General features: G+C 46.5%; 19 protein-coding genes. 3 read left to right on the top strand and 16 right to left on the bottom strand.

Translation table 11 applies throughout. From position 1 onward, the window contains the following. Positions 1-71 precede the first annotated feature (71 nt). From MHI14_RS03150 to MHI14_RS03135, 4 genes are all read right to left on the bottom strand, one after another. Positions 72-1,625 (bottom strand): MDR family MFS transporter, encoded by a 1,554-nt coding sequence (locus tag MHI14_RS03150; protein WP_338588675.1) that lies wholly within the window; start codon positions 1,623-1,625, stop codon positions 72-74. A 72-nt stretch (positions 1,626-1,697) separates the two neighbouring features. Then, positions 1,698-2,381 carry a hypothetical protein gene (locus tag MHI14_RS03145; protein WP_340912485.1) on the bottom strand — a complete coding sequence of 228 codons (684 nt, stop codon included), beginning with the start codon at positions 2,379-2,381 and terminating at the stop codon, positions 1,698-1,700. A gap of 34 nt (positions 2,382-2,415) precedes the next feature. Continuing rightward, positions 2,416-3,144: a polymer-forming cytoskeletal protein gene (locus MHI14_RS03140; protein ID WP_340912484.1), complete on the bottom strand. Its 729-nt coding sequence runs from the start codon at positions 3,142-3,144 to the stop codon at positions 2,416-2,418. Positions 3,145-3,158: 14 nt separating this feature from the next. Beyond that, a complete protein-coding gene (locus MHI14_RS03135; protein WP_340964680.1) occupies positions 3,159-3,782 on the bottom strand; it encodes a YhbD family protein in 624 nt (207 codons plus the stop codon). 274 nt (positions 3,783-4,056) lie between these two features. On the opposite strand from MHI14_RS03135, the gene MHI14_RS03130 reads away from it, so the two are divergent. Next, a complete protein-coding gene (locus MHI14_RS03130; RefSeq protein ID WP_341129878.1) occupies positions 4,057-4,845 on the top strand; it encodes an alpha/beta hydrolase in 789 nt (262 codons plus the stop codon). 203 nt (positions 4,846-5,048) lie between these two features. On the opposite strand, the gene argH is transcribed toward MHI14_RS03130, so the two are convergent. From argH to argC, 7 genes are all read right to left on the bottom strand, one after another. Then, the gene (gene argH, locus MHI14_RS03125) at positions 5,049-6,452 is read right to left on the bottom strand and encodes an argininosuccinate lyase (protein WP_341131671.1); all 1,404 of its coding nucleotides are present in this window, start codon (positions 6,450-6,452) and stop codon (positions 5,049-5,051) included. A 106-nt stretch (positions 6,453-6,558) separates the two neighbouring features. Next, positions 6,559-7,794: an argininosuccinate synthase gene (locus tag MHI14_RS03120; RefSeq protein ID WP_017692004.1), complete on the bottom strand. Its 1,236-nt coding sequence runs from the start codon at positions 7,792-7,794 to the stop codon at positions 6,559-6,561. 286 nt (positions 7,795-8,080) lie between these two features. Continuing rightward, positions 8,081-9,046, bottom strand: a complete 966-nt coding sequence (gene argF, locus MHI14_RS03115) for an ornithine carbamoyltransferase (protein ID WP_339311010.1) — start codon at positions 9,044-9,046, stop codon at positions 8,081-8,083. A 199-nt stretch (positions 9,047-9,245) separates the two neighbouring features. Beyond that, positions 9,246-10,499, bottom strand: coding sequence for an aspartate aminotransferase family protein (locus tag MHI14_RS03110; RefSeq protein WP_341129877.1), 1,254 nt, complete (start codon positions 10,497-10,499; stop codon positions 9,246-9,248). A 359-nt stretch (positions 10,500-10,858) separates the two neighbouring features. After that, a complete protein-coding gene (gene argB, locus MHI14_RS03105) occupies positions 10,859-11,698 on the bottom strand; it encodes an acetylglutamate kinase (RefSeq protein WP_341129876.1) in 840 nt (279 codons plus the stop codon). Positions 11,699-12,005: 307 nt separating this feature from the next. After that, the gene (gene argJ, locus MHI14_RS03100) at positions 12,006-13,244 is read right to left on the bottom strand and encodes a bifunctional glutamate N-acetyltransferase/amino-acid acetyltransferase ArgJ (protein WP_445670324.1); all 1,239 of its coding nucleotides are present in this window, start codon (positions 13,242-13,244) and stop codon (positions 12,006-12,008) included. A 130-nt stretch (positions 13,245-13,374) separates the two neighbouring features. Continuing rightward, positions 13,375-14,424: an N-acetyl-gamma-glutamyl-phosphate reductase gene (gene argC / locus MHI14_RS03095; protein WP_339311019.1), complete on the bottom strand. Its 1,050-nt coding sequence runs from the start codon at positions 14,422-14,424 to the stop codon at positions 13,375-13,377. A gap of 331 nt (positions 14,425-14,755) precedes the next feature. Between argC and cls the strand changes: the two genes are divergently transcribed. Then, the gene (gene cls, locus MHI14_RS03090; protein WP_133386068.1) at positions 14,756-16,204 is read left to right on the top strand and encodes a cardiolipin synthase; all 1,449 of its coding nucleotides are present in this window, start codon (positions 14,756-14,758) and stop codon (positions 16,202-16,204) included. A 251-nt stretch (positions 16,205-16,455) separates the two neighbouring features. On the opposite strand, the gene MHI14_RS03085 is transcribed toward cls, so the two are convergent. From MHI14_RS03085 to MHI14_RS03065, 5 genes are all read right to left on the bottom strand, one after another. Then, positions 16,456-17,364 carry a YitT family protein gene (locus MHI14_RS03085; protein WP_341129875.1) on the bottom strand — a complete coding sequence of 303 codons (909 nt, stop codon included), beginning with the start codon at positions 17,362-17,364 and terminating at the stop codon, positions 16,456-16,458. Positions 17,365-17,496: 132 nt separating this feature from the next. After that, positions 17,497-18,610, bottom strand: a protein-coding gene (prfB, locus tag MHI14_RS03080; RefSeq protein WP_124116498.1) for a peptide chain release factor 2 whose coding sequence is annotated in 2 segments (ribosomal slippage) — positions 17,497-18,537 and positions 18,539-18,610 — 1,113 coding nt in all. Because the reading frame shifts where the segments join, the coding sequence is not laid out codon by codon here. Positions 18,611-18,852: 242 nt separating this feature from the next. Further along, positions 18,853-21,357, bottom strand: a complete 2,505-nt coding sequence (gene secA, locus MHI14_RS03075) for a preprotein translocase subunit SecA (protein WP_339312668.1) — start codon at positions 21,355-21,357, stop codon at positions 18,853-18,855. Positions 21,358-22,144: 787 nt separating this feature from the next. Next, on the bottom strand, positions 22,145-22,708 hold the full coding sequence (gene hpf, locus MHI14_RS03070) for a ribosome hibernation-promoting factor, HPF/YfiA family (protein ID WP_047840659.1): 564 nt from the start codon (positions 22,706-22,708) through the stop codon (positions 22,145-22,147). Positions 22,709-23,129: 421 nt separating this feature from the next. Then, positions 23,130-23,327: a cold shock domain-containing protein gene (locus MHI14_RS03065; RefSeq protein WP_024631599.1), complete on the bottom strand. Its 198-nt coding sequence runs from the start codon at positions 23,325-23,327 to the stop codon at positions 23,130-23,132. 368 nt (positions 23,328-23,695) lie between these two features. Between MHI14_RS03065 and MHI14_RS03060 the strand changes: the two genes are divergently transcribed. Further along, positions 23,696-24,850, top strand: coding sequence for a hypothetical protein (locus MHI14_RS03060; RefSeq protein ID WP_341129874.1), 1,155 nt, complete (start codon positions 23,696-23,698; stop codon positions 24,848-24,850). Positions 24,851-25,075: the final 225 nt, after the last annotated feature.

Here is a 25,075-nt window from a genome sequence, read left to right as displayed (position 1 = left end):
ATGTTTTAAGCTAAGATAAGTTATTCGTTTTTATAAATTACGAGTAGCCGCTGTATCGTATGCATAACGGTTTAGTGACCGCCTGTGTATTCGCCTTGCTCTTCGCCTACAACCATCTTCTCTTTTCCCATGAAGAAGGAAGCGACCAACGCGAGTGCAGCCGGAATTACAGCCCAGGCAAATAACTGTACGATGGAAGAAGACAGGGCATGTGTGATGGTATCCAGCACCTGAGGCGGAATCGCCTGTCTGAGTTCTGGTGAGAGCAACGCATGTGGATCGGTCAGATCCACTCCCTGAGGTACGCCACCCGCTGAAGCACCGCCTGCTTCCGCAGCTGAACCAGCGAGAGCATCGTTCATTTTACGCGTAAATACCTGGCTCTGTACGATACCAAAGATCGTAATGCCCATCGTCATGCCGAGGGACCGCAAAAAGTTAAGTGTAGAACTCGCCGCACCGCGTCTTTGCGGTTCAAACGCATTCATGGCTGCATTGCTAAGTACGGAGAACGAAGCACCGACACCAAGACCAACCATCACCATGTAGATACGTATCGTCCAAAGGGATGAATTCTCATCCAACGTAGTCAACAATCCAAGTCCTATGACAAGCAGAGCCAACGTAGGGATCATGATATTGCGATACTTGATTTTGGTCATCAACACCCCGCCCAGGGACGCCGTCACCACAGACCCAAGCATCATGGGCAGCAGTACAAGACCGGAGTTGGTCGCTTTACCACCAAGTACCCCCTGTATGAAGATCGGAATGTACACGGATGCTGTAATGAACGCCGCACCACTGAACATACCAATAACGTTACTGGACCAGTAGACCCGGTTGCGGAACATGCTGAAGGAGATAATTGGTTCTTTGGCTTTGGTTTCTGCAAAAAGGAAGAGCAGCGCTAATGCTACAAATCCCGCAAACAAGCCAAGAATCTGCCAGGAACCCCAGGCAAATGTTTTGCCGCCCAGTTCCAGACCAAAGATCAGGCACACAACAGCACCGATCAGCGTTACAGCACCCAGCCAGTCGATCTGTTGGGATTGATGCTGATGAGACTCCTTGTAGAAGAAGGCAATAAACACAAATGCAATCAAGCCTAGTGGCAGGTTGATGTAGAATACCCATTCCCATGTCGCATACTGGGTAATGTAAGCACCGAGCAGAGGTCCGAATACGCTGGACAGGCCAAAGACGGCTCCAAACAATCCACCCAATTTACCACGAGATTCTGGTGCAACGACATCAAACATGATCGTAAAGGCAATCGGCACCAAGGCCCCCGCACCAATACCTTGAATCGCTCTGTACATCGTCAATTCCACAATAGACGTTGCCGTTCCGCACAGCGCTGAGCCAAGCATAAACACAATAATACCAAATACAAAAAACTTCTTCCGTCCATACATATCGGATAGCTTACCGAATATCGGCATCCCTGCCATCTCAGCCACCATGTACGCGGAGGTAACCCAGACGAACTTGTCGAGCCCACCCAGCTTCCCGACAATGTCCCCCATAGCTGTTGCCACGATGGTGTTATCCATCGAAGCCATAAGTATGCTGAGCAGTAACCCTGCCAGCACCAATCCAATACTGTTTTTACGTGCAACCATTGTACTCAATCTCTCCATTCACGCTCTATTCATATGACTGCATTAGTATATCCGAAAAGAAGTTTTCGTTAATCAGTCCAAGGACCGATTGCTTTGCAGCAAAACTTCCGATTGCGGATGAATTTGCAGAGATGAACGGTATTCCACTGTACCAATCCGGCAGCCAGGACCGATTTTTATTTTATCGCCACGGACAATCTCGGCTTCCGTATTCTCTAATTCAATGTCGTCACCTTCGATAATCTGTGCTTTAAGAATTGATTTATTCCCCGTAAACAAGTCATTCAACCGGCCACTCTTCACCGAGATGATGGAACCGCCCATTTCTTTGACCTCGGATGGACCCATGATTTTGAGCGTCATGTGTTCAGCGCTGAGCATCCCCGCTATCGTCAAACGCCCGTTCAGCTTGATATTTTCTGCCTGACAATCCCCTGACAGATGAAGTTCGCCTACCACTTTTATATGCTCAGCTTTGGCATGCAGGCCAGATGCCTGGATTCCATCCTCAACATCGTTGCTGGCCTCTCGCTCTTTCAGTGTAAGGGTGCCGGTAATTTTAATATCTGTGGATTCAAGCGATCCGTATATGACCGATGTACCCGTACATTTGAATCGATCACAAGATAGATTGTCGTTAAAGGACGCGTCCCCTACGACCTTGATCTTGCCGTACACGCCACCAGAAGAACTGCCATCACCAACGATGCTGATATCCATTTTTTTGTCCAATGAACGCCCAGGATTGTTATTCATGTCGATCCCATCCCTTTCTCTCCATATCCAAACTTTAAATTCGCTGACTGCTGCCCACCTTGGCATCCTGATCTATCTCAAGTTCACCTGAATACTCGACAAGCCTGATGTTACAGCCGCGACCGATAAAAATGTTACTCCCCCGAACAATGTCAGCTTCGGTATCTTCCAGCACAATCTCATCACCCTCAATTAAGGATGTCTTAAAAGAAGGGGTCCCGCCCAGACCAATACTTTTCCAAAATCCATTCTGTTGTTCCTTGCGACGAATATCGATACGCTCTCCGCCAATCTCTTTAGCCGAAGAAGATGTATGCAGCCTGATCTCCACTGTTCCCGCATTCAGTAAGCCGCTGATCTTAATATTGCCCCTTACATTCAGGGACTCACATTGGACATCCCCTTCAATATCGATCACACCGCCAATATCAATTCGTTCCCCATCCACTCTTCCACGTACGGTACACTTTCCGTTCACTTCAAGCTCAGGGCTATGGAGATCTCCGTTAATCGTCGTCATGCCATCCACCCGAACACGAGAACTGGTCAAAGGACCGTTCAACGTACACATGCCGTTAATCGTTGCACTCTCGGAGCTCAAAGCGCCGTGCATCTTCAATGTTCCATTTACTTCCATAGAGGTGCAGTCCAGGTTGCCGTTCACCTTAGCCATGCCATCAATAGATACACGGTGAAAATTCCCGCCTGCCGTTTGACTTATGCCCGCCACATTCAGATCATTCCGCTTATTTCGTTCTTCCATAGATGATCCTCTCCTTATCCCAATTTGAGTTTTAATTCTTCCATAAATGTTCCCATCGGCTGCCTAAGAACCACCTTCACACCATTGTCAAAATAAAACTCCGTTCCTGCTATTATCAGCATGAATGAAGGAACACCCATCTTACGAATAAGCACGAGTTCGCTGGGTTTGCCTGTAAAACGATAATAATGTTCGGACATCACTTCAATCAGCAACGCACCCTCTTGCCGAGTAATATCTCCGCTCATTAACAGCTTATCAAGGACGTAGAGCATCATAATCTGTTCCAAAGCATACAGCGGTTGTTCCCGACCTGCTTCTTTCAACAGATCCAGCGAGATTTGTGAAACAATGTTTCGCTCTAACAGTTGTTGTGGAGACATTTCCACTTCACCCAACGTAGGTGAGAAGACGTCTGCCAGCTCATCCAGCGATAATCCGTCTTTCATATTAAGAATCTTGTCAATGCGCAGTAAAATCTGTTGTTTTGGAAAAAAGGTCTCTTGTCCGGTGTAGGACGACTTCCGAATGAACCATTCTTCCGGAATGAGATTTTTCCGCTTCCAACGGTATAACTGGCCGTATGAGATTCCTGTCAGGTCCAACAATTCTTTCTTGGAGATCAAATCATCCGTCATATATGGTCCCCCTTTTTATTGAAATGAGTGTAACATAACATTGTTACGTTGTAAACCACATTGAAAAATCGATGATCCGATTACAGACTTCCATTTTAACCACTGGTGTGAAATTCTTTGTTTTCTACTGTAGATCTTGTTATTGCAATGGAGGAGTAATGCGTATAACCTGTTACATATAAACACTTTGGAGGCCTAGGCATCCGATTTCCATCCCATCGTCTCATGTCAGAACACGTGGTTAACGAACTTATGAAAGGGGTTTCTTATACTCATGGCACTTATTAAATGTGATTTTTACTCGGATACACTCGGGCTTAGCACCAGCATGCATGTCATTCTGCCGCAACAAACCCACAATCAGATCGGTATGGAGAATGTGACTGGCAAAGGGTTACACCCAACCCTGTACCTGTTGCACGGTCTGTCTGATGATGATTCCATCTGGCTGCGCCGGACTTCCATTGAACGATATGTAGCTAACCTCGGGATCGCTGTTGTTATGCCACAGGTACATCGTAGCTTCTATACAGATATGGTAGAAGGGGGACGTTATTGGAGCTTTATCAGTGAGGAACTGCCAGCACTCGCTCGCTCTTTCTTCCCATTGTCACCAAAACGTGAGGATAACTTCGTTGCAGGTTTATCCATGGGTGGTTATGGTGCATTCAAGCTGGCCCTTCGCAAACCGGATCAATACGCTGCAGCTGCAAGTTTGTCCGGAGCACTCGATATGTCTGCACATATGGATAGAAACGCATCCTCAGCATTGCAACAGACGGAGTTACAGCGAATTTTCGGACCAGAGGTGGCAGGTACAGAGAACGATCTGATCCATCTGTTAAAAGAAAATCAATCTAGCGAAAGTCCTCGACCTTTGCTCTACCAATGTTGCGGAACGGAAGATTTCCTGTATGAGGATAATCAAACCTTCCGGCATGCCTGTGAACAAACGAACTTCGCATTGACATACGAGGAAGGGCCTGGTGAACATGAGTGGGGCTACTGGGATGCCAAGATCCAGGATGTATTGAAATGGTTGCCTTTGCCCAAGCGCGATTAGTCGATCATTGGGAGCTACTGAGGATAAAGAAGGCTGGTACTCCGATGACAGAACAACCTTCCTTCCGTTCGCGGTTGAGTTGAATATATTTAAAACATATCGCTGTAAAACACAAAAAGCAGGCCGCTGAGAACAAAGTTCTCTGGCCTGCTTTTTTTTATTGTACTGTCGTATCTGTATGGCAACCTATTGTAACCGTGACATTAACCGCGGTTCGTAATCCATTGCTCGGTAATCTTCAGTACCTTCTCACTACGTCCAATGGCTTCAGCCACTTGACCCGAAGCTGTTCCGCCGTAAACATTACGCGCGTTCACTACCGCTTCCGGTTGCAGCACATCATAGATCCGGTCATCAAACAGTGGTGAGAACTGACGGAATTCATCAATCGTCAGATCCAGCAAATACTTGCTGTTCTGGATGCAGTACAGCACTGTTTTACCAATCACTTCGTGTGCCTGACGGAAAGGCAAACCTTCGCCCACGAGGAAGTCGGCAATATCCGTAGCGTTGGAGAAATCCTGGTTGACTGCTTGACGCATCCGATCTTTGTTCACTGTCATTGTTGCGATCATTGGAGCGAACAGTTGCAATGCACCTTCCAGCGTCGCTACAGTATCAAACATGCCTTCTTTGTCTTCCTGCATGTCTTTGTTGTATGCCAGTGGAAGAGATTTCAATACTGTCAGCAAACCAATCAGGTTGCCGTACACACGTCCTGTTTTACCACGCACGAGTTCAGGAACGTCCGGGTTTTTCTTCTGAGGCATAATGCTGCTGCCTGTGCAGAACGCATCGTCCAGTTCAACGAACCCAAACTCTGTGCTGCTCCACAGTACCAACTCTTCACTCAGACGGGACAAGTGAGTCATGATGAGCGAAGCTGCCGCCAGAAACTCAACGATGAAGTCACGATCGCTTACTGCGTCCAGACTGTTCTCGTACACGCCGTCGAAGCCCAGTTGTTCCGCCACAAAATGACGGTCAATCGGGAATGTTGTACCCGCGAGCGCACCTGCGCCCAGTGGCAGGATGTTAATGCGTTTGTAGCTGTCCATCAGACGCTCAGCATCCCGTTGGAACATGGATACATACGCCATCAGGTGATGGGCGAACAGAATCGGCTGGGCCCGTTGAAGATGCGTATAACCCGGTACGATGGTATCGAGGTTATCTTTCGCTTGTCCAATCAGTGCTTCCTGCAAGGAATGCAACATACCTACAAAGCCAACCACCCGCTCGCGCAGGTATAGGTGCATATCCGTTGCAACCTGGTCGTTCCGGCTACGGCCTGTATGTAGTTTACCGCCTACAGGGCCAATCGTTTCGATCAGGTTTTTCTCAATATTCATGTGGATGTCTTCGTCCGATACGGAGAATTCCACTTCACCTGCACGGATTTTGTGCAAAACGGTGATCAGACCTTCTTTGATCGTCTCTACATCTTCCGCCGGAAGAATACCGCATTTGCCCAGCATCGTCACATGGGCCAGACTGCCCTGGATATCTTCCTCAGCCAAAGCTTTGTCAAAATTGATTGATGCCGTATATTCCTCAACCAAATGATTGGTTTGTTTTGTAAAACGTCCTCCCCACAGCTTGCTCACGGTGAGTACTCCCCTTTCGCTCATGGACAAAGCCGCTCCTGCCAGATGTGCAAGAACGGCCTGCCTTGTAATTTATATTGATGTAGCTCTAGTATGCAGGTTGAAATTAGTTTTTGTTTTGCTCCACGCCGGAGTTTACTTTCAAACGCAGTGCATTCAGGCGGATAAAGCCTGTTGCATCGCCTTGATCATAAGCTTGCGTTGGATCAGCTTCCATCGTTGCGATGTCCGGATTGTAGAGGCTGACAGGACTTTTCACACCTGCGCCGATGATGTTGCCTTTGTACAGTTTCACACGAACGGTACCCGTTACGTTTTTCTGGCTTTCAGTCACCAGCGCTTGCAGCGCCAGACGTTCCGGTGCAAACCAGAAACCGTTGTAAACGAGTGTACTGTAACGTGTGATCAGGCTGTCACGCAGGTTCATCACTTCACGGTCCATCGTGATGGATTCCATTTTGCGATGCGCTGTGAACAGGATCGTTCCACCTGGTGTTTCGTATACGCCACGGCTCTTCATACCAACAAAACGGTTCTCAACCATATCTACACGGCCAATACCATGTTTGCCACCCAGCTCGTTCAGTTGCTCCATCACTTGCAGTGGGCTCAAACGCTCACCGTTCAGCGCGACACAGTCACCTTGTTCGAATTCCAGTTCAACATATTCCGCTTGATCTGGTGCATCTTCAGGTGCACTGCTCAGCAAGAACATGTCTTTGTTCTCGTCCGCGCTTGGATCGAACCAAGGATCTTCGAGCACACCGCTCTCATAGCTGATATGCAGCAAGTTACGGTCTGTGGAGTATGGTTTAGCTGCAGATGCGGTTACCGGAATACCATGTTTCTCAGCGTAAGCAATCATCTCGGCACGTCCCGGGAACTGGTTACGGAATTCTTCCAGACGCCAAGGTGCAATTACGTTAATGTCTGGTGTCAGCGCAGCCGCGTTCAACTCAAAGCGAACTTGGTCATTTCCTTTACCTGTAGCGCCGTGAGCGATGGCCGTAGCCCCTTCTGCACGAGCGATGTCCACCATACGTTTAGCGATCAGTGGACGAGCGATACTTGTACCAAGCAGGTATTGTCCTTCATAGAGGGCACCCGCCTGGAACATCGGATAGATGAAATCTTTTGCGAATTCATCACGCAGATCGTCGATGTATACTTTGGAAGCGCCTGTTGCCAGTGCTTTTTCCTCCAAACCGTCCAATTCATCCTTTTGTCCAATATCCGCTGTGAACGCGATAATCTCTGCATCATACGTTTCTTTCAACCATTTCAAAATTACAGATGTGTCCAACCCGCCTGAATACGCGAGTACAATTTTTTCCTTAGCCATGTTCGATGGTCCTCCCCAAGATCAGTTAAGTTAAACAGAGCCTTCATACACTGAATCCTAAGAGCCAGAAAACCCTTCCGATCACTGTTATCCCCAGATTTTTTCATTCCTTTATGATAAAGGGTAAAATCCGGGGATAAAGGCGACCGCTTCGCTTCTTCAGGCTTTTTCTGTCTCTCCATTTTTGTGTATGCTTCTTGTTTAATTAACTTTTTAAAGTACATTATAGATGAATCTATCATCGCGAAATCTGCGCCTAAAATCAACCCGTTCAATGAAATAGCAGCTATTCGCTCATTAACGCAGCCATTAAGGCTTTCTGTGCATGCAAGCGATTCTCCGCCTGATCAAAGATCAGGGAGTTCGGTCCGTCAATTACACCGGCACTCACTTCTTCGCCGCGGTGTGCTGGCAGACAATGCAAGAACATGTAGTCCGGCTTCGCGCCTTTCATCAGTTCCTCGTCCACTTGATATGCCGCAAATGCCTGCTCCCGAATCTTCTGTTCTTCTTCAAAGCCCATGCTTGCCCATACATCCGTGTACACGATATCTGCATCTTTCGCAGCTTCCTGTGCACTGTAGGTTACAATCACTTCAGAACCGCTCTCCTGTGCGATAATACGTGCCTGCTCCACAACTGCGCTATCCGGCTCATAGCCTTCTGGCGTTGCTACAGCAACATGCATACCCATTTTCGCTGCTCCGAGCATTAGGGAGTGTGCCATGTTGTTGCCATCTCCGATGTAGGCCATTTTCAGACCTGCCAGCTTGCCTTTATGCTCCAGCACCGTTTGGAAGTCCGCCAGTACCTGACAAGGATGCGCTGCATCGCTCAGGCCGTTAATGACCGGCACATCCGCATGCTCTGCCAGTTCAGTTACATTATGGTGTCCAAAGGTACGAATCATGATGCCGTCCAGGTAGCGCGACAATACTTTGGCTGTATCATGTGTTGTTTCCCCGCGACCCAGCTGGATATCATTTTTGCTCAGGAAGAGCGCGTGTCCGCCCAATTGGAACATGCCCACTTCAAAGGATACACGCGTACGTGTCGATGATTTTTCAAAAATAAGTCCGATCGTTTTACCTTTCAACGGTTGAAAAGGTACACCGCTTTTTTGCTTGCCTTTAATCTCAATTGCGAGATCAAGCAGATAACGAATTTCCTCTGCTGTGTAGTCCGTGAATTCGATAAAATCCCGGCCTCTCAGATCAATCTTCTGAACCTTTTCCGTCTGTTGTGCTGTCATATATAATGTCCTCCTTATTTCCGGTTCCCTGCACCCGCATGGGCAGAAGAGAGAGCAACGTTGACAAATTGTCTTGGTGCTTCTCGAGTTTATCCATTCCCGCCTTCTGCAATTTCACCACGCGGCTACAGGGATTCATCATCTCATTCTGCTTCGAGGCCTGTAATGGCCCCGAGACAGAAAGGTTCTCATTTTTATATTAGGCTTTCGCCGCTACATGCTCTTCGATCAATGTGCCTACCAGCGATACGGCCTCGTCGATCTCTTCTTTGCTCACATACAGGTTCGGAAGCAAACGAATCACATTCGGTCCTGCAGAGACGAACAAGATACCGCGTTTTTGCCCAGCAAGCACAATATCACCTACCGGCTCAGCACATTCAATACCGACCAACAATCCCAAGCCACGTACTTCCTTCACAAAGGAATTGCCCGCCAAACGATTCCGCAGGGAGCTCATCAGGTATTCACCCATCTCCGCTGCACGCTCTGGCAAACGATCTTCCAGCATCGTTTCGATTGTTGCAATCACAACGGATGAAGCAAGTGGTGTTCCACCAAATGTTGTCGCATGGCTACCTGGTGTGAACGCATCCCGCAGGAAACCTTTACCCAGCATCGCGCCTACAGGGAAACCACTACCGATACCTTTGGCAACGGTGAACACGTCTGGCTCAATACCATAATGTTCGTGTGCAAACAGTTTGCCTGTACGTCCCATTCCCGTTTGTACTTCATCGACAATGAGCAACAATCCGTGCTCGTCACACAGTTTCCGTACATGCTTGACGAATTCCGGTTCAACTGGATATACACCACCCTCGGCCTGAACCATTTCCAGCATAATAGCTGCTGTGTTGGGTCCAATTGCCGCTTCCAGTGCAGGAATATCATGCAAAGGCACAGTTACAAATCCGGCTGGCAATGGCAAAAATCCTTCTTTCACCTTATCCTGTCCGGTTGCTGTCAGTGTTGCAAGCGTCCGTCCATGGAAGGACTGGGCAAATGTGATCACTTCATACCGATCTGTACCCTTCACCTTCTGGTGATAACGACGGGCTACTTTAATAGCCGCTTCGTTCGCTTCGGCACCACTGTTACAGAAGAACACTGCGTCAGCGCACGTATTGGCTGTCAGCAATGCTGCTGCTTTCTCCTGGCCAGGAATCTGGAACAGGTTGGACACATGCCACAACTCATCAATCTGAGCTTTCAGCTTGGCTCCAACTTTCTCCGGTGCATGGCCCAGGCTAGTTACAGCGAGTCCGCACATGAAATCGAGATAGCGGTTGCCCTGATCATCCCACAACCAGCTGCCTTTACCTTTAACCAGACTGATTGGATAACGCGCATACGTTTGGAATAGCGAGCTTTCCGTCTGTCCCGCTGCACCTGTTGCTGTTGCGCCCGCTACCGCTGTGCCAGAACCTGGCTGTTCGTTGCCTTTTGCCATGACCATATCACTCCTTATTGGTTGATGCACTCCTAAGGTGAATAAACATAACACTAGACCACTTCGATTGCAGTCCATCTTCCGAATGTATGCATACTTCCACTTCGATGACAGAACAACCTTCCGATCGCTGTTATCCCCGGATTTCTTTGATTAATTTTCTAAAGGTTGAACTCCGGGGATAAAGGCGCACGCTTCGCTTCTTCAGGTTATTTCTGTCCTCTCCGTTCTTGCGTCTTTTCTTCAGATTGGCTCTGCACTCTTCCGTTATCGCGTTATGCCCAGATTCACAAAAAAATCGTGCACATATTTTTTTATATAATATAAGGCTAGTAAGACCCTAGCACTTCGAGAGCAAACTATTGCATACGGATGATTCTTGTTCCGATGATTTCTCCGCCTAGTACACGGCTCAGGATTTGAGGTTCGCTGCCGTCTACGATGACGACCTCACGTACTTGACCATGGATACAAGCGATAGCTGCACGTACTTTTGGAATCATGCCGCCATAGATTTCTCCGGTCTGGATCATGTCTTCAATCTCTTGTACAGATACGGATGGCAATACTTTTTTCTCGCCGCCTACGTTCTTCATGATGCCAGGAACGTCAGTCACGACAATCATCCGACTCACGCCGAGATGAGACGCCACTGCTCCCGCAGCTGTATCCGCGTTAATGTTGTAGCGTTGTCCGGTTGCATCCACACCAACTGGCGCGATAACCGGCATGTAACCCATGTTCACGATACCTTGGATAATCTCTGCATTCACACCAGTGACATCGCCTACCCAACCGATCTCTGCGTGGTTTGTAACAGTTTTAGCCTGGATCAGACCCCCGTCCACGCCAGACAAGCCTAGTGCACGACCACCAACACGTTGAATCAAACGCACGATCTGTTTGTTGATACTTCCAGCGAGCACCATCTCCACTACGTCCAGCACAGGTTCAGTCGTTTTGCGTAGGCCGTTAACGAATTCGGTTTCGATACCAAGCTTCGCCAGGTTATCCGAGATCGCAGGACCTCCACCATGCACGATGACTGGCTGTGTACCCTGAGACTGCAAATCACACAGATCCGCAAAGAAAGACTCGGGCAATGCTGCCAGCGTGCTGCCTCCACATTTCATGACAAACATCTGTTTCTCTGTGCTCGCTTCCGTTGCGGTACTCTTGTTTGGCATTGTTGAATTCATGAGGGCAAGCTCCTTTCATAGTAAAAATTACATTCAAAAAAATATAACACCTTTATAAGGTGACGAAGGCTGGTAGGAATCCATTCCGAATTCGGATTGTTCTTTCGATCGCTGTTGTCTCCAGGTTTCTTGAATTATCCCTATATAGGGGAAAACCCGGAGACAAAGGCGACCGCTCCGCTTCTGCAGAATCAATTCCGTCTTCTCCATTACTATCGCTATATGTCCAACACCAAACAACAAGTTTAAATTTTATTGATAATTTTTGAAGACAGCTGTATCGCAAAACCTTTACCCCAAAGGCTTATTACGTGCGGTATGCTGCGTTAATTCGTACGTAGTCATACGTCAGGTCACAGCCCCAGGCTGTTGCAGTACCTTCGCCGTGGTGCAGATCTACCACAATGCGAACTGTATCGGTCTGCAAATAGGCCAAGGCCGCTTCTTCGTCAAACACGACTGGACGGGACTGCGTGAGTACCGAGATATCTCCCAAACGAATATCCACCGTATCCGGGTTCACCGGTTGTCCTGCACGCCCTACGGCTGCAATAATCCGTCCCCAGTTAGCATCAGCGCCAAACATGGCGGATTTCACCAGACTGGACCCGATGACGGTTTTGGCAATTGCTTGCGCGGATTCATCACTTACCGCACCTGTAACTTCTACCTCGACCAGTTTGGTTGCTCCTTCACCATCGCGAGCAATGGCTTTGGCCAGAACTTGGCATACATAGGTGAAGCCTGCTGCAAAAGCTTCCCAATCCGGGTGATCCATCGTCAGCTCTTCATTGCCTGCATATCCACTGGACATGGCTACCAGCATGTCGTTTGTACTTGTATCCCCATCGACTGTAATCATGTTGAATGTATGATTGGTTGCCTGGCGCAGCAGGCGCTGCAACGCTTCTGCACCAATGACCGCGTCAGAGGTCATGAAAGCGAGCATTGTCGCCATATTCGGATGAATCATACCCGAGCCTTTGGCGGCTCCAGCAATTGTAACCGTCTTGCCGTTAACCAGAACGGAGACGCAGGCTTCCTTTTTCACCAAATCCGTTGTCAGAATCGCTTGTGAAAATTGTTCCGCCTCATTCGACTCTTTGCCCATATGTGATGGAAGTCCAGTGATGCCTGAATGTACAGCATCCATCTTGAGCAATTCCCCAATGACACCTGTGGATGCCACAGCCACGTCCTCTTCCGCCACACCCAACTCCCGCGCAGCAGCCGAACGCATCGCATAAGCATCTTCTTCCCCTTGTTGCCCTGTACATGCATTGGCATTACCACTGTTAACGATAACAGCTTGAAGGCGTCCGTTGCTCAAGCTTTCGCGCGTTACTTTGAGTGGTGCGGCCTGAAACACGTTCGTTGTGTATACAGCAGCAGCTGTAGCAGGTACATCACATCGGATCGCTCCGATGTCATTACGAGATGTCTTTTTCAATCCGCAGTGAAGTCCACCAGCAGTGAATCCCCCAGGGGTTACAATTGTTCCGTTCTCAACCACGGTAAAGTTCTGTTGCTCCACATTCGTTCCCATATCATATCCCCCGTATGCGTTCAGCTATATGCCGATGATCGCCTGCTTAACCTGATCCGTTCTCCCTAAGTTGACTACGAGAAAGCACTGTACACCGAATGTTCCAGCGCTCCTCCTGAATTGCAATCCCTTATGGATATACCGGTGTCATGTTCAGCCCGAGGTTCTCCTCCCATCCCATCATCAGGTTCATATTTTGAATCGCTTGCCCGGAAGCACCCTTCACCAGGTTGTCGATGACCGAAATAATCGTCAAACGCCCTGTGCGAGGATCCACCGCAAATCCGATATCACAATAGTTGGATCCGTACACTTCTTTGGTCGAAGGCCAGATACCCGGTTCACGTACACGTACAAAAGGTCTGTTCTCATAATATTTGCGGTACAAATCTACGATCTCCCGGTCGCTGTGTTCCCCAATGAGTTTTGCATACATCGTACTCATGATTCCACGTGTCATTGGCACCAGTTGTGTTGTAAAGGTAACAGTAACAGCCGTTCCTGTTATATCACCAAGCACTTGTTCAATCTCGGGAATATGTTGGTGTTTGTTCAGTTTATAGGCTTTGAAATTTTCATTCATCTCTGCATAATGGTTGGTCAGACTTGTTCCGCGTCCCGCTCCGGATACGCCTGATTTGGCATCAATAATAATAGTAGAAGGATCAATCCAGCCTGCCTCTACTGCAGGGATCAGTCCAAGAAGTGTAGCCGTTGGATAACAGCCTGGGTTGGATATAAAATTCTGTCCCTTCACCTTTTCACCGTACACCTCAGCCATGCCGTAAACAGCTTGTTCCAGCAAATCAGCTGGAGGAGCCGGATGTTTGTACCACTCTTCGTACACTGTTCCATCTTTGAGTCTGAAATCGCCAGACAGGTCAATGACCTTAAGCCCTGCTGCCAGCAGGCTTGGTACGAGCTTTGCACTTACGCCGGACGGGGTCGCTGTGAATACCAGATCCGCACGACTCGCAATCTCAGCCGGATCTACACCGTCGAGTGGCCTATGAATCACGTCCGTCAAATGCGGAAATCCATCTGCGATGGACTCACCACTGCTCGATGATGAGATCACCGATGTGATTTCAACCTGCGGATGGTTCTGGAAAAAACGAATCAGTTCCACCCCGCCGTAGCCGGTGGAACCGACGATTGCTACTTTTAATTTGTTATTCACTCTCGCTCCCCCAATCTCGATGTATGCGCTACTTGTGCTATGTCCTTGCATGAAGGATACTTGAACACAGCAATTCCGTCGCTTATATGCATATTTGTGTATTATTATACGACTCTGGTTATATAAATACAACACTCTATCATCAATTTCACATGGATTTCCATCCAATCCGAACATATCTTTTTTTAACATCCGGGACGAATAGGTATACTTCTGTTAAAATACGTATTAGTAGGAAACATTACAATCAGGGTCTCATTCATAACTAACCTGCTAATCAAGGACATATGAATAGATTCATGATGGTCATTATGAGACGTGGGGGACTATAGTGCATATTGAATCCATTTTACTTATTGTACTCCTTGGCCTGAATATTATTTTTGCCGCAGCAGTCGTTTTCTTCGAACGGAAGGATGCCAGCGCTTCCTGGGCTTGGCTGCTCGTCTTGAACTTTATTCCGGTGTTTGGGTTTGTACTTTATCTTTTAACCGGTCAGAATCTGACCCGATACCGGCTTTTCCAGTGGAAAGAACGTAAGAAGCTCGGGCTAGAGGAACGTATTGAAGCCCAGCTCACGCAGTTGCACGATAACCGCACCCCTTTCCGCAACCAAGCAACCGAGAGTAGCCAGGACATGATCTATATGAACCTGAAGCAGAACGGCGCTCTGTTAACGGAGGATAATGCGGTTGAGATCATTACGGACGGAACAGACAAGTTCCAACGGCTCTTGGATGACATCGAAGCGGCCAAGGATCACGTGCACGTACAATACTACATTTATAGAGGCGACCGTCTGGGCAAAAGAATTCGGGATGCACTTATCCGCAAAGCGCGGGAAGGCATCAAAGTTCGTTTGCTGTATGACGCGCTCGGATCACGGCGGGTATCGAAACGCTTTTTCAAAGAATTGCGCGAAGCAGGCGGTTTGGTTGAAGTCTTTTTCCCCTCCAAATTCAGTCTGATCAACTTGCGCATGAACTACCGGAACCACCGTAAGATTGTCATCATTGATGGTAACCTTGGGTACACGGGCGGATTTAACGTCGGAGATGAGTATCTCGGCTTAAACTCGAAGTTCGGTTACTGGCGCGACACACATCTGCGTATTCAGGGGAATGCCGTTCATGCGCTCCAGACCCGGTTCCTCCTGGATTGGAATGAAGCGTCCAAGCAACACGACACACCTTATGTTCCGGCGCATTTCCCTCATATCGAGGGCACAGGAAAGATTGCCATGCAGATCGTCTCCAGTGGACCGGATGCAGAGACCGAGCATATCAAGAACAGTTATCTCAAGATGATTAATGGGGCTAAACATTCAATTCTAATTCAAACGCCTTATTTTATCCCGGATGCCAGTGTATTCGAAGCTATTCGTCTCGCGTGTCTGTCCGGTATAGATGTTCGCATTATGATTCCAAATAAGCCCGACCATGCCTTTGTATATTGGGCTACGTTATCTTATATTGGTGAGTTGTTAAAGGTCGGCGCCAAAGTATTTATATATGATAATGGCTTCATTCATGCCAAAACACTTATCATTGACAGTTTGGTTGCATCCGTGGGAACCGCCAATATTGACTACCGCAGTTTCCGGTTAAACTTTGAGGTTAATGCCTTTATGTATGATGAAACGATTGCGACAGCACTCGTACAAACCTTTGAGCACGACCTGCATGTATCGCGTGAGATGACGCTCGATGAATACCAGAAACGCAGTCTGATTATCCGCTTCAAAGAAGCAATTTCCCGTCTGTTATCTCCGATTCTGTAGTGGTGGCACTCCGATGACAGAACATCCTTCCGAAGTAGCTTTCTTTCAGAAAGCTTTTAGACGAACGCTTCGCTTCTTCAAGCTATTTCTGTCCTCTCCGTTATCGTGATGTTTAGTTGAAATTATGGTAATAGTAAAAAAACAGGCATATCCTCTCCCGTCATTTCGGAGAAGGATATGCCTGTTTTTTCTTGTCTTAAACTTCCAAACTTATGAGCCTACACGGCTCACCCGTTATTTTTCACACCCGTTTACACATGTTCTCCCCGCTTAAAACCTTCGCCGAGCACTTCGTGCGCGTTACTGATAATGACAAAAGCTCCCGGGTCCACAGACCGGATTAACGCTTTGAGTCTTGGTACCTCATTTTGCCCAACCACGACCATCAGTACTGTTCGTTGGTCGTCGGTGTAGCCACCTTTGGCCTCAAGCTTTGTTAATCCGCGATCCAGATCATCCAGAATCACTTTGCTAATCGCTTCTGTCTGGTTGGAGATAATATACGCCACCTTGGAAAAGCCTAGGCCCATCTCAACGGCATCGATCACTTTACCAGTAACATACAACCCAATTAGTGCATAGAGAGACTGTTCCAATGACAATACAAAAGCAGCCATAATAATAACCGTAGCATCCATGATGACTACACACAATGAGTAACTCAGTCCACTGTATTTCTGTACGATTCTGGCAAGAATGCTCATGCCACCTGTCGATCCTCTACCGCGGTATACAATTCCAATCCCTAAACCAACGCCAATCCCACCATACAGTGAACCAAGTAGCGGATTCGTTGTTGGAATGGCCCAATCCTTCGTGAGATAGACTAACAGTGGCAGGACAATACTTCCCAATACGGAGCGAACACCATACTGTTTGCCAATGAGCAGGAAACCCGCAATCAAAAGTGGGATATTAATTGCCCATTGGGTATATGCCGGCTCCCAATTAAGCCATTCCTTGCCCAGAATTGATAACCCGGACACCCCACCCGATGCGATCTGATTCGGTAATAAAAATAAATTAAAGGCCACTGCAATTAAAAACGAGCCTACAATGATAGACACCGTATCCACCACGTTCCGCCACGGGCCATTAAGGGGAATTAGGCTGGTTAACCTCTTTTTGCGGTTGCTGTGAAGTTGTGATCGTTGTTGCATGTTCTCGTGCTCTCCTTTTATGTGACTGTTCAGTTGTTCGCTCATTTGTTCTATCCTATAAAATTATTCAAAAAAAAGCTCCTGTATACACCAGCATACGCCTACACGTATGGGTCCATACAGGAACTTATATTAATCCGTTTCTACTTTAATCTGGCTACGCAAATAACCATCGATGAATGCATCGAGGTCGCCGTCCATTACTGCACCTGTATTCCCAGTCTCTACGCTTGTACGGTGATCCTTTACCATACTATAGGGATGGAACACATAGGAGCGAATCTGGCTACCCCATGAAATATCCGACTGATCCCCTCGGATTTCATCCAGCTGTTGTTTTTGCTCTTCAATTTTACGCTCATACAATTTCGAACGGAGCATCGTCATCGCTCGCTCACGGTTCTTGATCTGTGAACGTTCATTCTGACACGTTACAACTACACCTGTTGGAAGGTGAGTAATCCGTACAGCAGAGTCGGTGGTATTGATATGTTGTCCACCCGCGCCACTTGCCCGGTACGTATCGATCTTGAGGTCCTCGGTGCGGATGTCCAATTCAATCGTATCATCAATCTCCGGTACCACATCACAGGATACGAAAGACGTATGTCTACGGCCCGATGAGTCAAAAGGTGAGATCCGCACCAGTCGGTGTACACCCTTCTCGGCTTTCAGATAACCATAAGCGTTATGTCCCTTAATCGACAACGTAACACTCTTGATCCCAGCCTCATCACCTGGCAGATAATCCAGTACCTCAACCTTGAAGCCACGCTTCTCGGACCAACGCGTGTACATCCGGAGCAGCATCTGTCCCCAATCCTGGGACTCGGTACCACCCGCACCCGGGTGAAGCTCCAGAATCGCATTCATCTTGTCGTATGGTTGATTCAGGAGAAGTTGAAGTTCGAACTCTGCGACCTTATTCACGATCGCTGTAATACTGTTACCAATCTCGGTAGCGAGGTCTTCGTCGCCTTCTTCATCCGCCAGCTCTATCATCATCACCGCATCATCATAATCCTGTTGGAGTTTGGTGTATTGATCCACAGATCCCTTCACCGCATTTAGCTCAGCGATTACGGATTGCGCCTTGTCACTATCATCCCAGAAATCCGGGGCAGACATCTTCACTTCGAAGTTGCCAATCATCTCTTGCTTCAGATCTAAGTCAAAGAGACCCCCTAAGGTTTGTTAGTTTCTTGCCTATTTCACGCAGGTCATGCTTCACGTTTGGATCGATCATGTGCAATTCCTCTTTTCATTAAGATAAGCTCCCCGCATCCAGGGTATTCCTCCAGATCAAGTATGCGATGCGTCACCCTGGGTTGAGACTACTGTTGTACCAGTATATCTCTTCTCCATGATCATGGTCATATTATTATAACTATGCACCATTAACCGGTTTTGCATCCTTCACTTCATCTTATGGAATACCCGGCTGCAAGGAGCCGTTCATGTCATTCGTGTATAGAAAAAAACCTCTAACTACTCTTGACCGTGGCAGTGTTTGAACTTCTTACCACTACCACATGGGCATGGATCGTTACGTCCGATTTGGTCAGAAACCTTCACTGGACGTTTCTCAGCAGGTTCACCGCTTGTCGAGATCTGACTTTCCTCAACAACCGCTTGACGCTCCTGATTGCTCTCGATCTGTGCTCTCATCACATAAGTCGCTACTTCTTCCTGAATCGAAGCGATCATCTGATGGAACATCTCGAAGCCTTCGAACTGGTACTCACGCAGTGGATCTGTACCGCCGTAAGCGCGAAGGTGGATACCTTGACGCAATTGATCCATTGCATCAATATGATCCATCCACTTGCTGTCTACTGCACGGAGCACAACCACTTTCTCGAACTCACGAACCATATCTTCGCCAATTCGCTCTTCACGTGCATTGTACTTGTTCTGAACTTTCGTAAACAGGTACTCGATAATCTCTTCTGCTTCCTTGCCCCACAGATCATCTTTTGTTACCGAACCATCATCCAGCAATTTGCTGTTCATGTAATCGGCAACTTCCTGCAACTCCCAGTTTTCCGGAATATCGTCACCACAGTGTGCTTCAACGATACGTTCAATGGAAGGTTTGATCATATCCATAACGATTTGTTTAATATTTTCGGACTCCAGTACCTCGCGGCGCTGTTTATATATAATTTCACGTTGTTGGTTCATAACATCATCATATTGGAGAACGACTTTACGCACGTCAAAGTTGTTACCTTCAACACGCTTCTGCGCCGATTCTACTGCACGGGTAATCATCCGACTCTCGATCGGTTGGTCTTCTTCAAAACCAAGGCGCTCCATCATGTTCAATACATTGTCTGCACCGAAACGTCTCATCAATTCATCACCTAGTGACAGGTAGAATTGTGTTGAACCCGGGTCACCTTGACGTCCTGCACGACCACGCAGCTGATTATCAATCCGGCGTGATTCGTGACGCTCTGTACCGATAATATGAAGGCCGCCTACTTCAGCTACACCTTCACCCAAGATAATATCCGTACCCCGTCCAGCCATGTTGGTTGCAATCGTTACCGCACCCGCTTGACCAGCTCCTGAGATGATCTCTGCTTCTTCCGCATGGTACTTGGCGTTCAGTACCTGGTGTTTTACACCACGGCGCTTAAGCATGTCAGACAGGCGTTCAGAGTTCTCGATGGATACTGTACCTACCAGAACCGGCTGGTTCTTGCTGTGGCGTTCCACAATCTCTTCCACAACCGCTTTGAACTTGCCATCGATGCTCTTATACACGACATCTGCCATGTCATCCCGTTTATTCGGACGGTTAGTTGGAATCTGCAGTACTTCGAGACCGTAGATTTTTTTGAACTCTTCTTCCTCGGTTTTCGCTGTACCCGTCATACCCGCAAGTTTACGGTACATCCGGAAATAGTTCTGGAAGGTAATCGTAGCAAGGGTCATGCTCTCGTTTTGTACTTCAATGCCTTCTTTGGCTTCAATCGCCTGGTGCAATCCATCACTATAACGACGTCCAGACATCAGACGACCTGTGAATTCATCAACGATCATAACCTCTTCATCACTGACCACATAATCCACGTCACGACGCATGATTACATTGGCTTTCAAGCCCTGTACAATGTGATGGTTGAGAGTAACGTTGGCATGATCATACAAGTTCTCGATACCAAATGCTTTCTCCGCTTTGGCCACGCCGGCCTCAGTCAACGCTACGGATTTCACCTTAATGTCTACCGTAAAGTCTTCTTCCGGCACCAAACGTTTCACAAAACGATCTGCTGCATAGTACATATCCGTCGACTTCTGAGCTTGTCCAGAGATAATGAGTGGCGTACGCGCCTCATCGACCAGGATGGAGTCTACTTCATCAATGATACAGAAGAACAATGGACGTTGTACCATTTGCTCTTTGTAAAGAACCATGTTGTCACGCAGATAGTCAAAACCAAACTCGTTGTTCGTTCCGTACGTAATATCACATGCATACGCATGTTGTTTCAAAGCATGGTCCATACCGCTCAGGTTAACCCCTACCGTCATGCCCATGAATTCATAGATTTGTCCCATTTCCTGGCTATCCCGCTGTGCCAAATAGTCATTGACCGTGACCACGTGTACACCTTTGGACATCAATGCGTTCAGATATACCGGAAGTGTTCCTACCAGCGTTTTACCTTCACCCGTTTTCATCTCGGATATACGGCCTTCATGCAGAGCGATACCGCCCAGCATCTGTACATCGTAGTGACGTTTGCCCAGTACACGGCGTGATGCCTCACGTACGGTTGCAAATGCCTCTGGAAGAAGCTCATCTGTTGTTTCTCCCTTTTCAATACGAGCACGGTATTCGTCCGTTTTACCTTTCAGTTGTTCATCAGACAACGCCTGAAATTGTGGTTCCAGTTTATTGATCACATCGACCGTCTTCATCAGACGTTTAACATCACGTTCATTCATGTCGCCGAAGATCTTTTTGACAAGTCCTAGCATGGTATACCCCTTTCGTGCAAAACAGAATAGACCCCCTGTTGCCGCCACGCGACACCATCGGATGGATGTTGCATCCACTTGCCCGGGGGTGACAAACAATATAAAAAGTAATATGGATGAATCAACTCCAGGCTTGCCAAGGGTTTCTCATGAAGCTGATTCGGTATTCAAACGGATTCGGTTATTAAAAACTAGCCGAAGCCCGAGCCTTGCGAATCATGTTCATGGTGCTGTGCCTGTCATTGATTATGATTAGCGATCATTCGTTGACAATTCCTCATCAGGACAATGATTCTCTTTGCATAAATTGTAACAGTTTGTAAGGGCCGCCGCAACACGCCACGGCACACTTCTTTGAACTTCTGAGCCATATCAAATGGAGTTTAAGTGCAAAAAATCATAGTCGTTAGCGGAAGCGTTCGATTGTCATGTTTCGTTTTGCAGGATAGACAGCCCTGTCAACGAATTTTGATGGTAAATTTGGATGGAAATCTCAATATCCAGTTCTCGAATGTAGGCGTACGAATATTTTCGTAAGCATCGGAATCTGGCAGTAAACTTTTACAGTTTGTGCTTCTTCTTACTATCTATTAGACGCAGCAGCATAGGGAATAGTTTCACCATTTTATTTCCAAAGATCATTTCCCAGCTCCTCTACGCACAAAAGAGCCCCATCCCCTAAGGGATGGAAGCTCTTGATAAATCTAATCCAGGAAACAATAGTCCCTGTGTTCATTATTATTAAATATTCATATACATGTTCAATCCGATGATCCTGTAAGTTAAATTAACCTTGTTCGATCAATCCGTACTTACCATCGTTCCGTTTGTACACAACGCTAACTTCTTCACTGTCAATGTTGGAGAATACGAAAAAATTGTGACCAACCATGTTCATTTGGAGTATGGCCTCTTCCACGTCCATTGGTTTCAACATAAAGCGTTTCGTCCGTACAACTTCCAGATCATCGTCATCCGTGTCCGCATCCAGTTCAGCCGTAGCTACAGTACCTGTTGGATCTTCAACGAAGAGTGTTTTCAGGCTACCTTCCTGGCGGAACTTACGGTTAATTTTTGTTTTGTGTTTGCGGATCTGACGTTCCAGCTTGTCCACCACGGAGTCAATGGATGCATACATATCATCGCTCTCATCCTCAGCGCGGAGCACAATGCCTTTCAAAGGGATCGTCACCTCTACCGTATGCAAACCTCTCGTCGTGCTCAATGTAACAGCACCGTCAGAGTTAAGGGGTGCATCGAAATACTTCTCGAGTCTACTCAACTTTTTGTCGACATAATCCTTCAAAGCATCAGTAACCTCGATTTGTTGACCTCGAATACTTAAATTCATAGGGCACTCCTCCTTTTTCCTTTGCCACTTCATTATAACACGAATGTAAGCTCCATGTAAAAACTCCCGGTGACCGAATAATGACATCTGTTCAAGCCACATCTGCCAACGTAGGCATAACGCCATATTTCGCGATATTTCATCATATTCAGCCATAATCGAATATTTACTAGGTATGAATTATTAGGCGCTTGATGATGTATTTAACCGTTTTTGGGCCAGCTCAATCTAATATGTAAAATGAACTTCAATCTATCTCTTGAATCTATTAAATTCATTAGAATAAAGTTCCTCGGATGATTCTCAAATCTCTAATCTATTTAATCAAAAAAAGACCCCGGAAAGTACCGGAGTCTGATGCTAGCGATAATTCAATTTGGTAACCATCTAACCATATATGTAGGTCGGATTGTCCGGATGATTATAATTTGATTACGTTAGCTGCTTGCGGTCCACGCGCGCCTTCGACGATGTCGAATTCTACGGATTGACCTTCTTCCAAAGTTTTGAATCCTTCGGATTGAATTGCGGAGAAATGTACGAATACGTCGCCGCCATCTTCAGTCTCAATGAAACCGTAACCTTTTTCTGCGTTGAACCATTTTACTTTACCTTGCATGCACTAACATTCCCTTCGTCATCAAATGAAGTGAAGCTTTCGGCCTTAACCTCTGCCCACAATTCAGATAATACCATCCAAAGTTATCCATTGTCAATTGGAAAAGTAAATGTTTTCTTGGAATTTTTTGTAGATTAATTGGGGATTGTGTTGAAAGGTGGGATAACTTGAATATATCAGGTAATTGGAGGGTTGGTAAGTCTATTTCCAGCTATCTATTATTGATCATTAATAGATTTCATTAACACAACTCCTTAGCTACCAATTGCAAAAAGTAGGATTTGATGGTGAAGGATTAAATTGCATGTTAAAATTTAGAATATACTCATCAACAATCATAATTCATTTAACAAGGGGAGATCAAAGTAATGATTCACTTACTACTACGGAAACAAAAATGGGGGGCTATGACCCTACTATTTATTCTTTTTTCCGGCCTATTCGTAATAGCCACATCCGATCATGCAGATGCTCAGGAGAATAAAATATCTGCAGAAGAACTAAAAAAAATCAGTCGCTTATCCTTCACACTTCGTGATGCATACCAAACGCAATATACAGTCTATATTTTTGCTCAAGATGAAAAAAAATCAACTCTAAAGGAGGAAGATTTCTGGACCAATAACAAACCCGGTGACATTACATATACAGGCACTTATCGCGCAGCTTTGTTGAAAAAAGGAGACTCTTACGGTACAGTACAATCCGCGGACCTTGATCTTCATTCTATTACCTTACCTCAAACCTGGCATTACACCATTAAGAGCAAGGATACGGGTACACCCGATATGCTAATCATCACAGAGTGGGGATCGTCCAACTTCAATCTGGCTAAACCATTCATCATACGTTCAGGCATATTGCAATCCTTAAAATTCGTAGATAACAAAGGTAAAAAGTTAACTGATTTTGATTTCTACCCTGCTGGCAGAGATGACGGCATACGTATGTTATCTGGTTCCCGAGTGCAATTCAAATTCTATAATAACACTGTATTTAAATATGAGATAGAAACCTTCAAACTAAATATTAGTAAATTGGAGTTGCGTTTAAGTGACACTCGCTATGTTAATTTTAATCAACCTAACTGGCCTAATTCAGGAATCGGAGATCGTGCCTATCTCGAAAACCTGAAGACATCTGCAATGAAAGGAACTCTGCTGAATCAGCCCAATATCAAGCTGGGCATGACCCACAAATCTCTGCTTAATACATTAAAAAAAGCTAAACTCAGAGAGAACGGCGAATGGGGAGCATATTACGTTTATTCGCAATACGCGATCGGTTTTAATTCTTACTTACATGAACTGAACAATGATTCAAAAGTCAAAGTCTTCAACCTGTTCTCAGAGCAACGTAATCTCTATCCCGAAATGGTTAAGTTATGGTTAGGTAAACCTCAGAAAGAATATTTAAATGAAGCAGGAGGCGGATATGACATGATCTATAAATATGGTTCCCGCACACTATCCTTTCATTATCTCGAAGAAGATGAACAAATTCATCTGATTTCCATCTACTAGTTAAAGCCAGGCAGCGTTGTATTACAAACTCAATCAAACTTCACGAATTCGAAGTTGTAGGAAACTGATTGTAGATGCCGACATAGAGTCAGTGAAATCTAACGCTAATAACATGTAACTTTACTACAGCAAAAATTAATAAAAGCTCATCGTAAAAATTTACGATGAGCTTTTATTAATTGAGTCAACTTTTCCAATATTCGAATCCAATTTGAAACGTCTTAA

Origin of the sequence: Paenibacillus sp. FSL K6-2393 (assembly GCF_038002545.1) — a bacterium.
Taxonomy (GTDB): Bacteria; Bacillota; Bacilli; order Paenibacillales; family Paenibacillaceae; genus Paenibacillus.
This window is presented reverse-complemented; position numbering and strand designations above follow the sequence as displayed.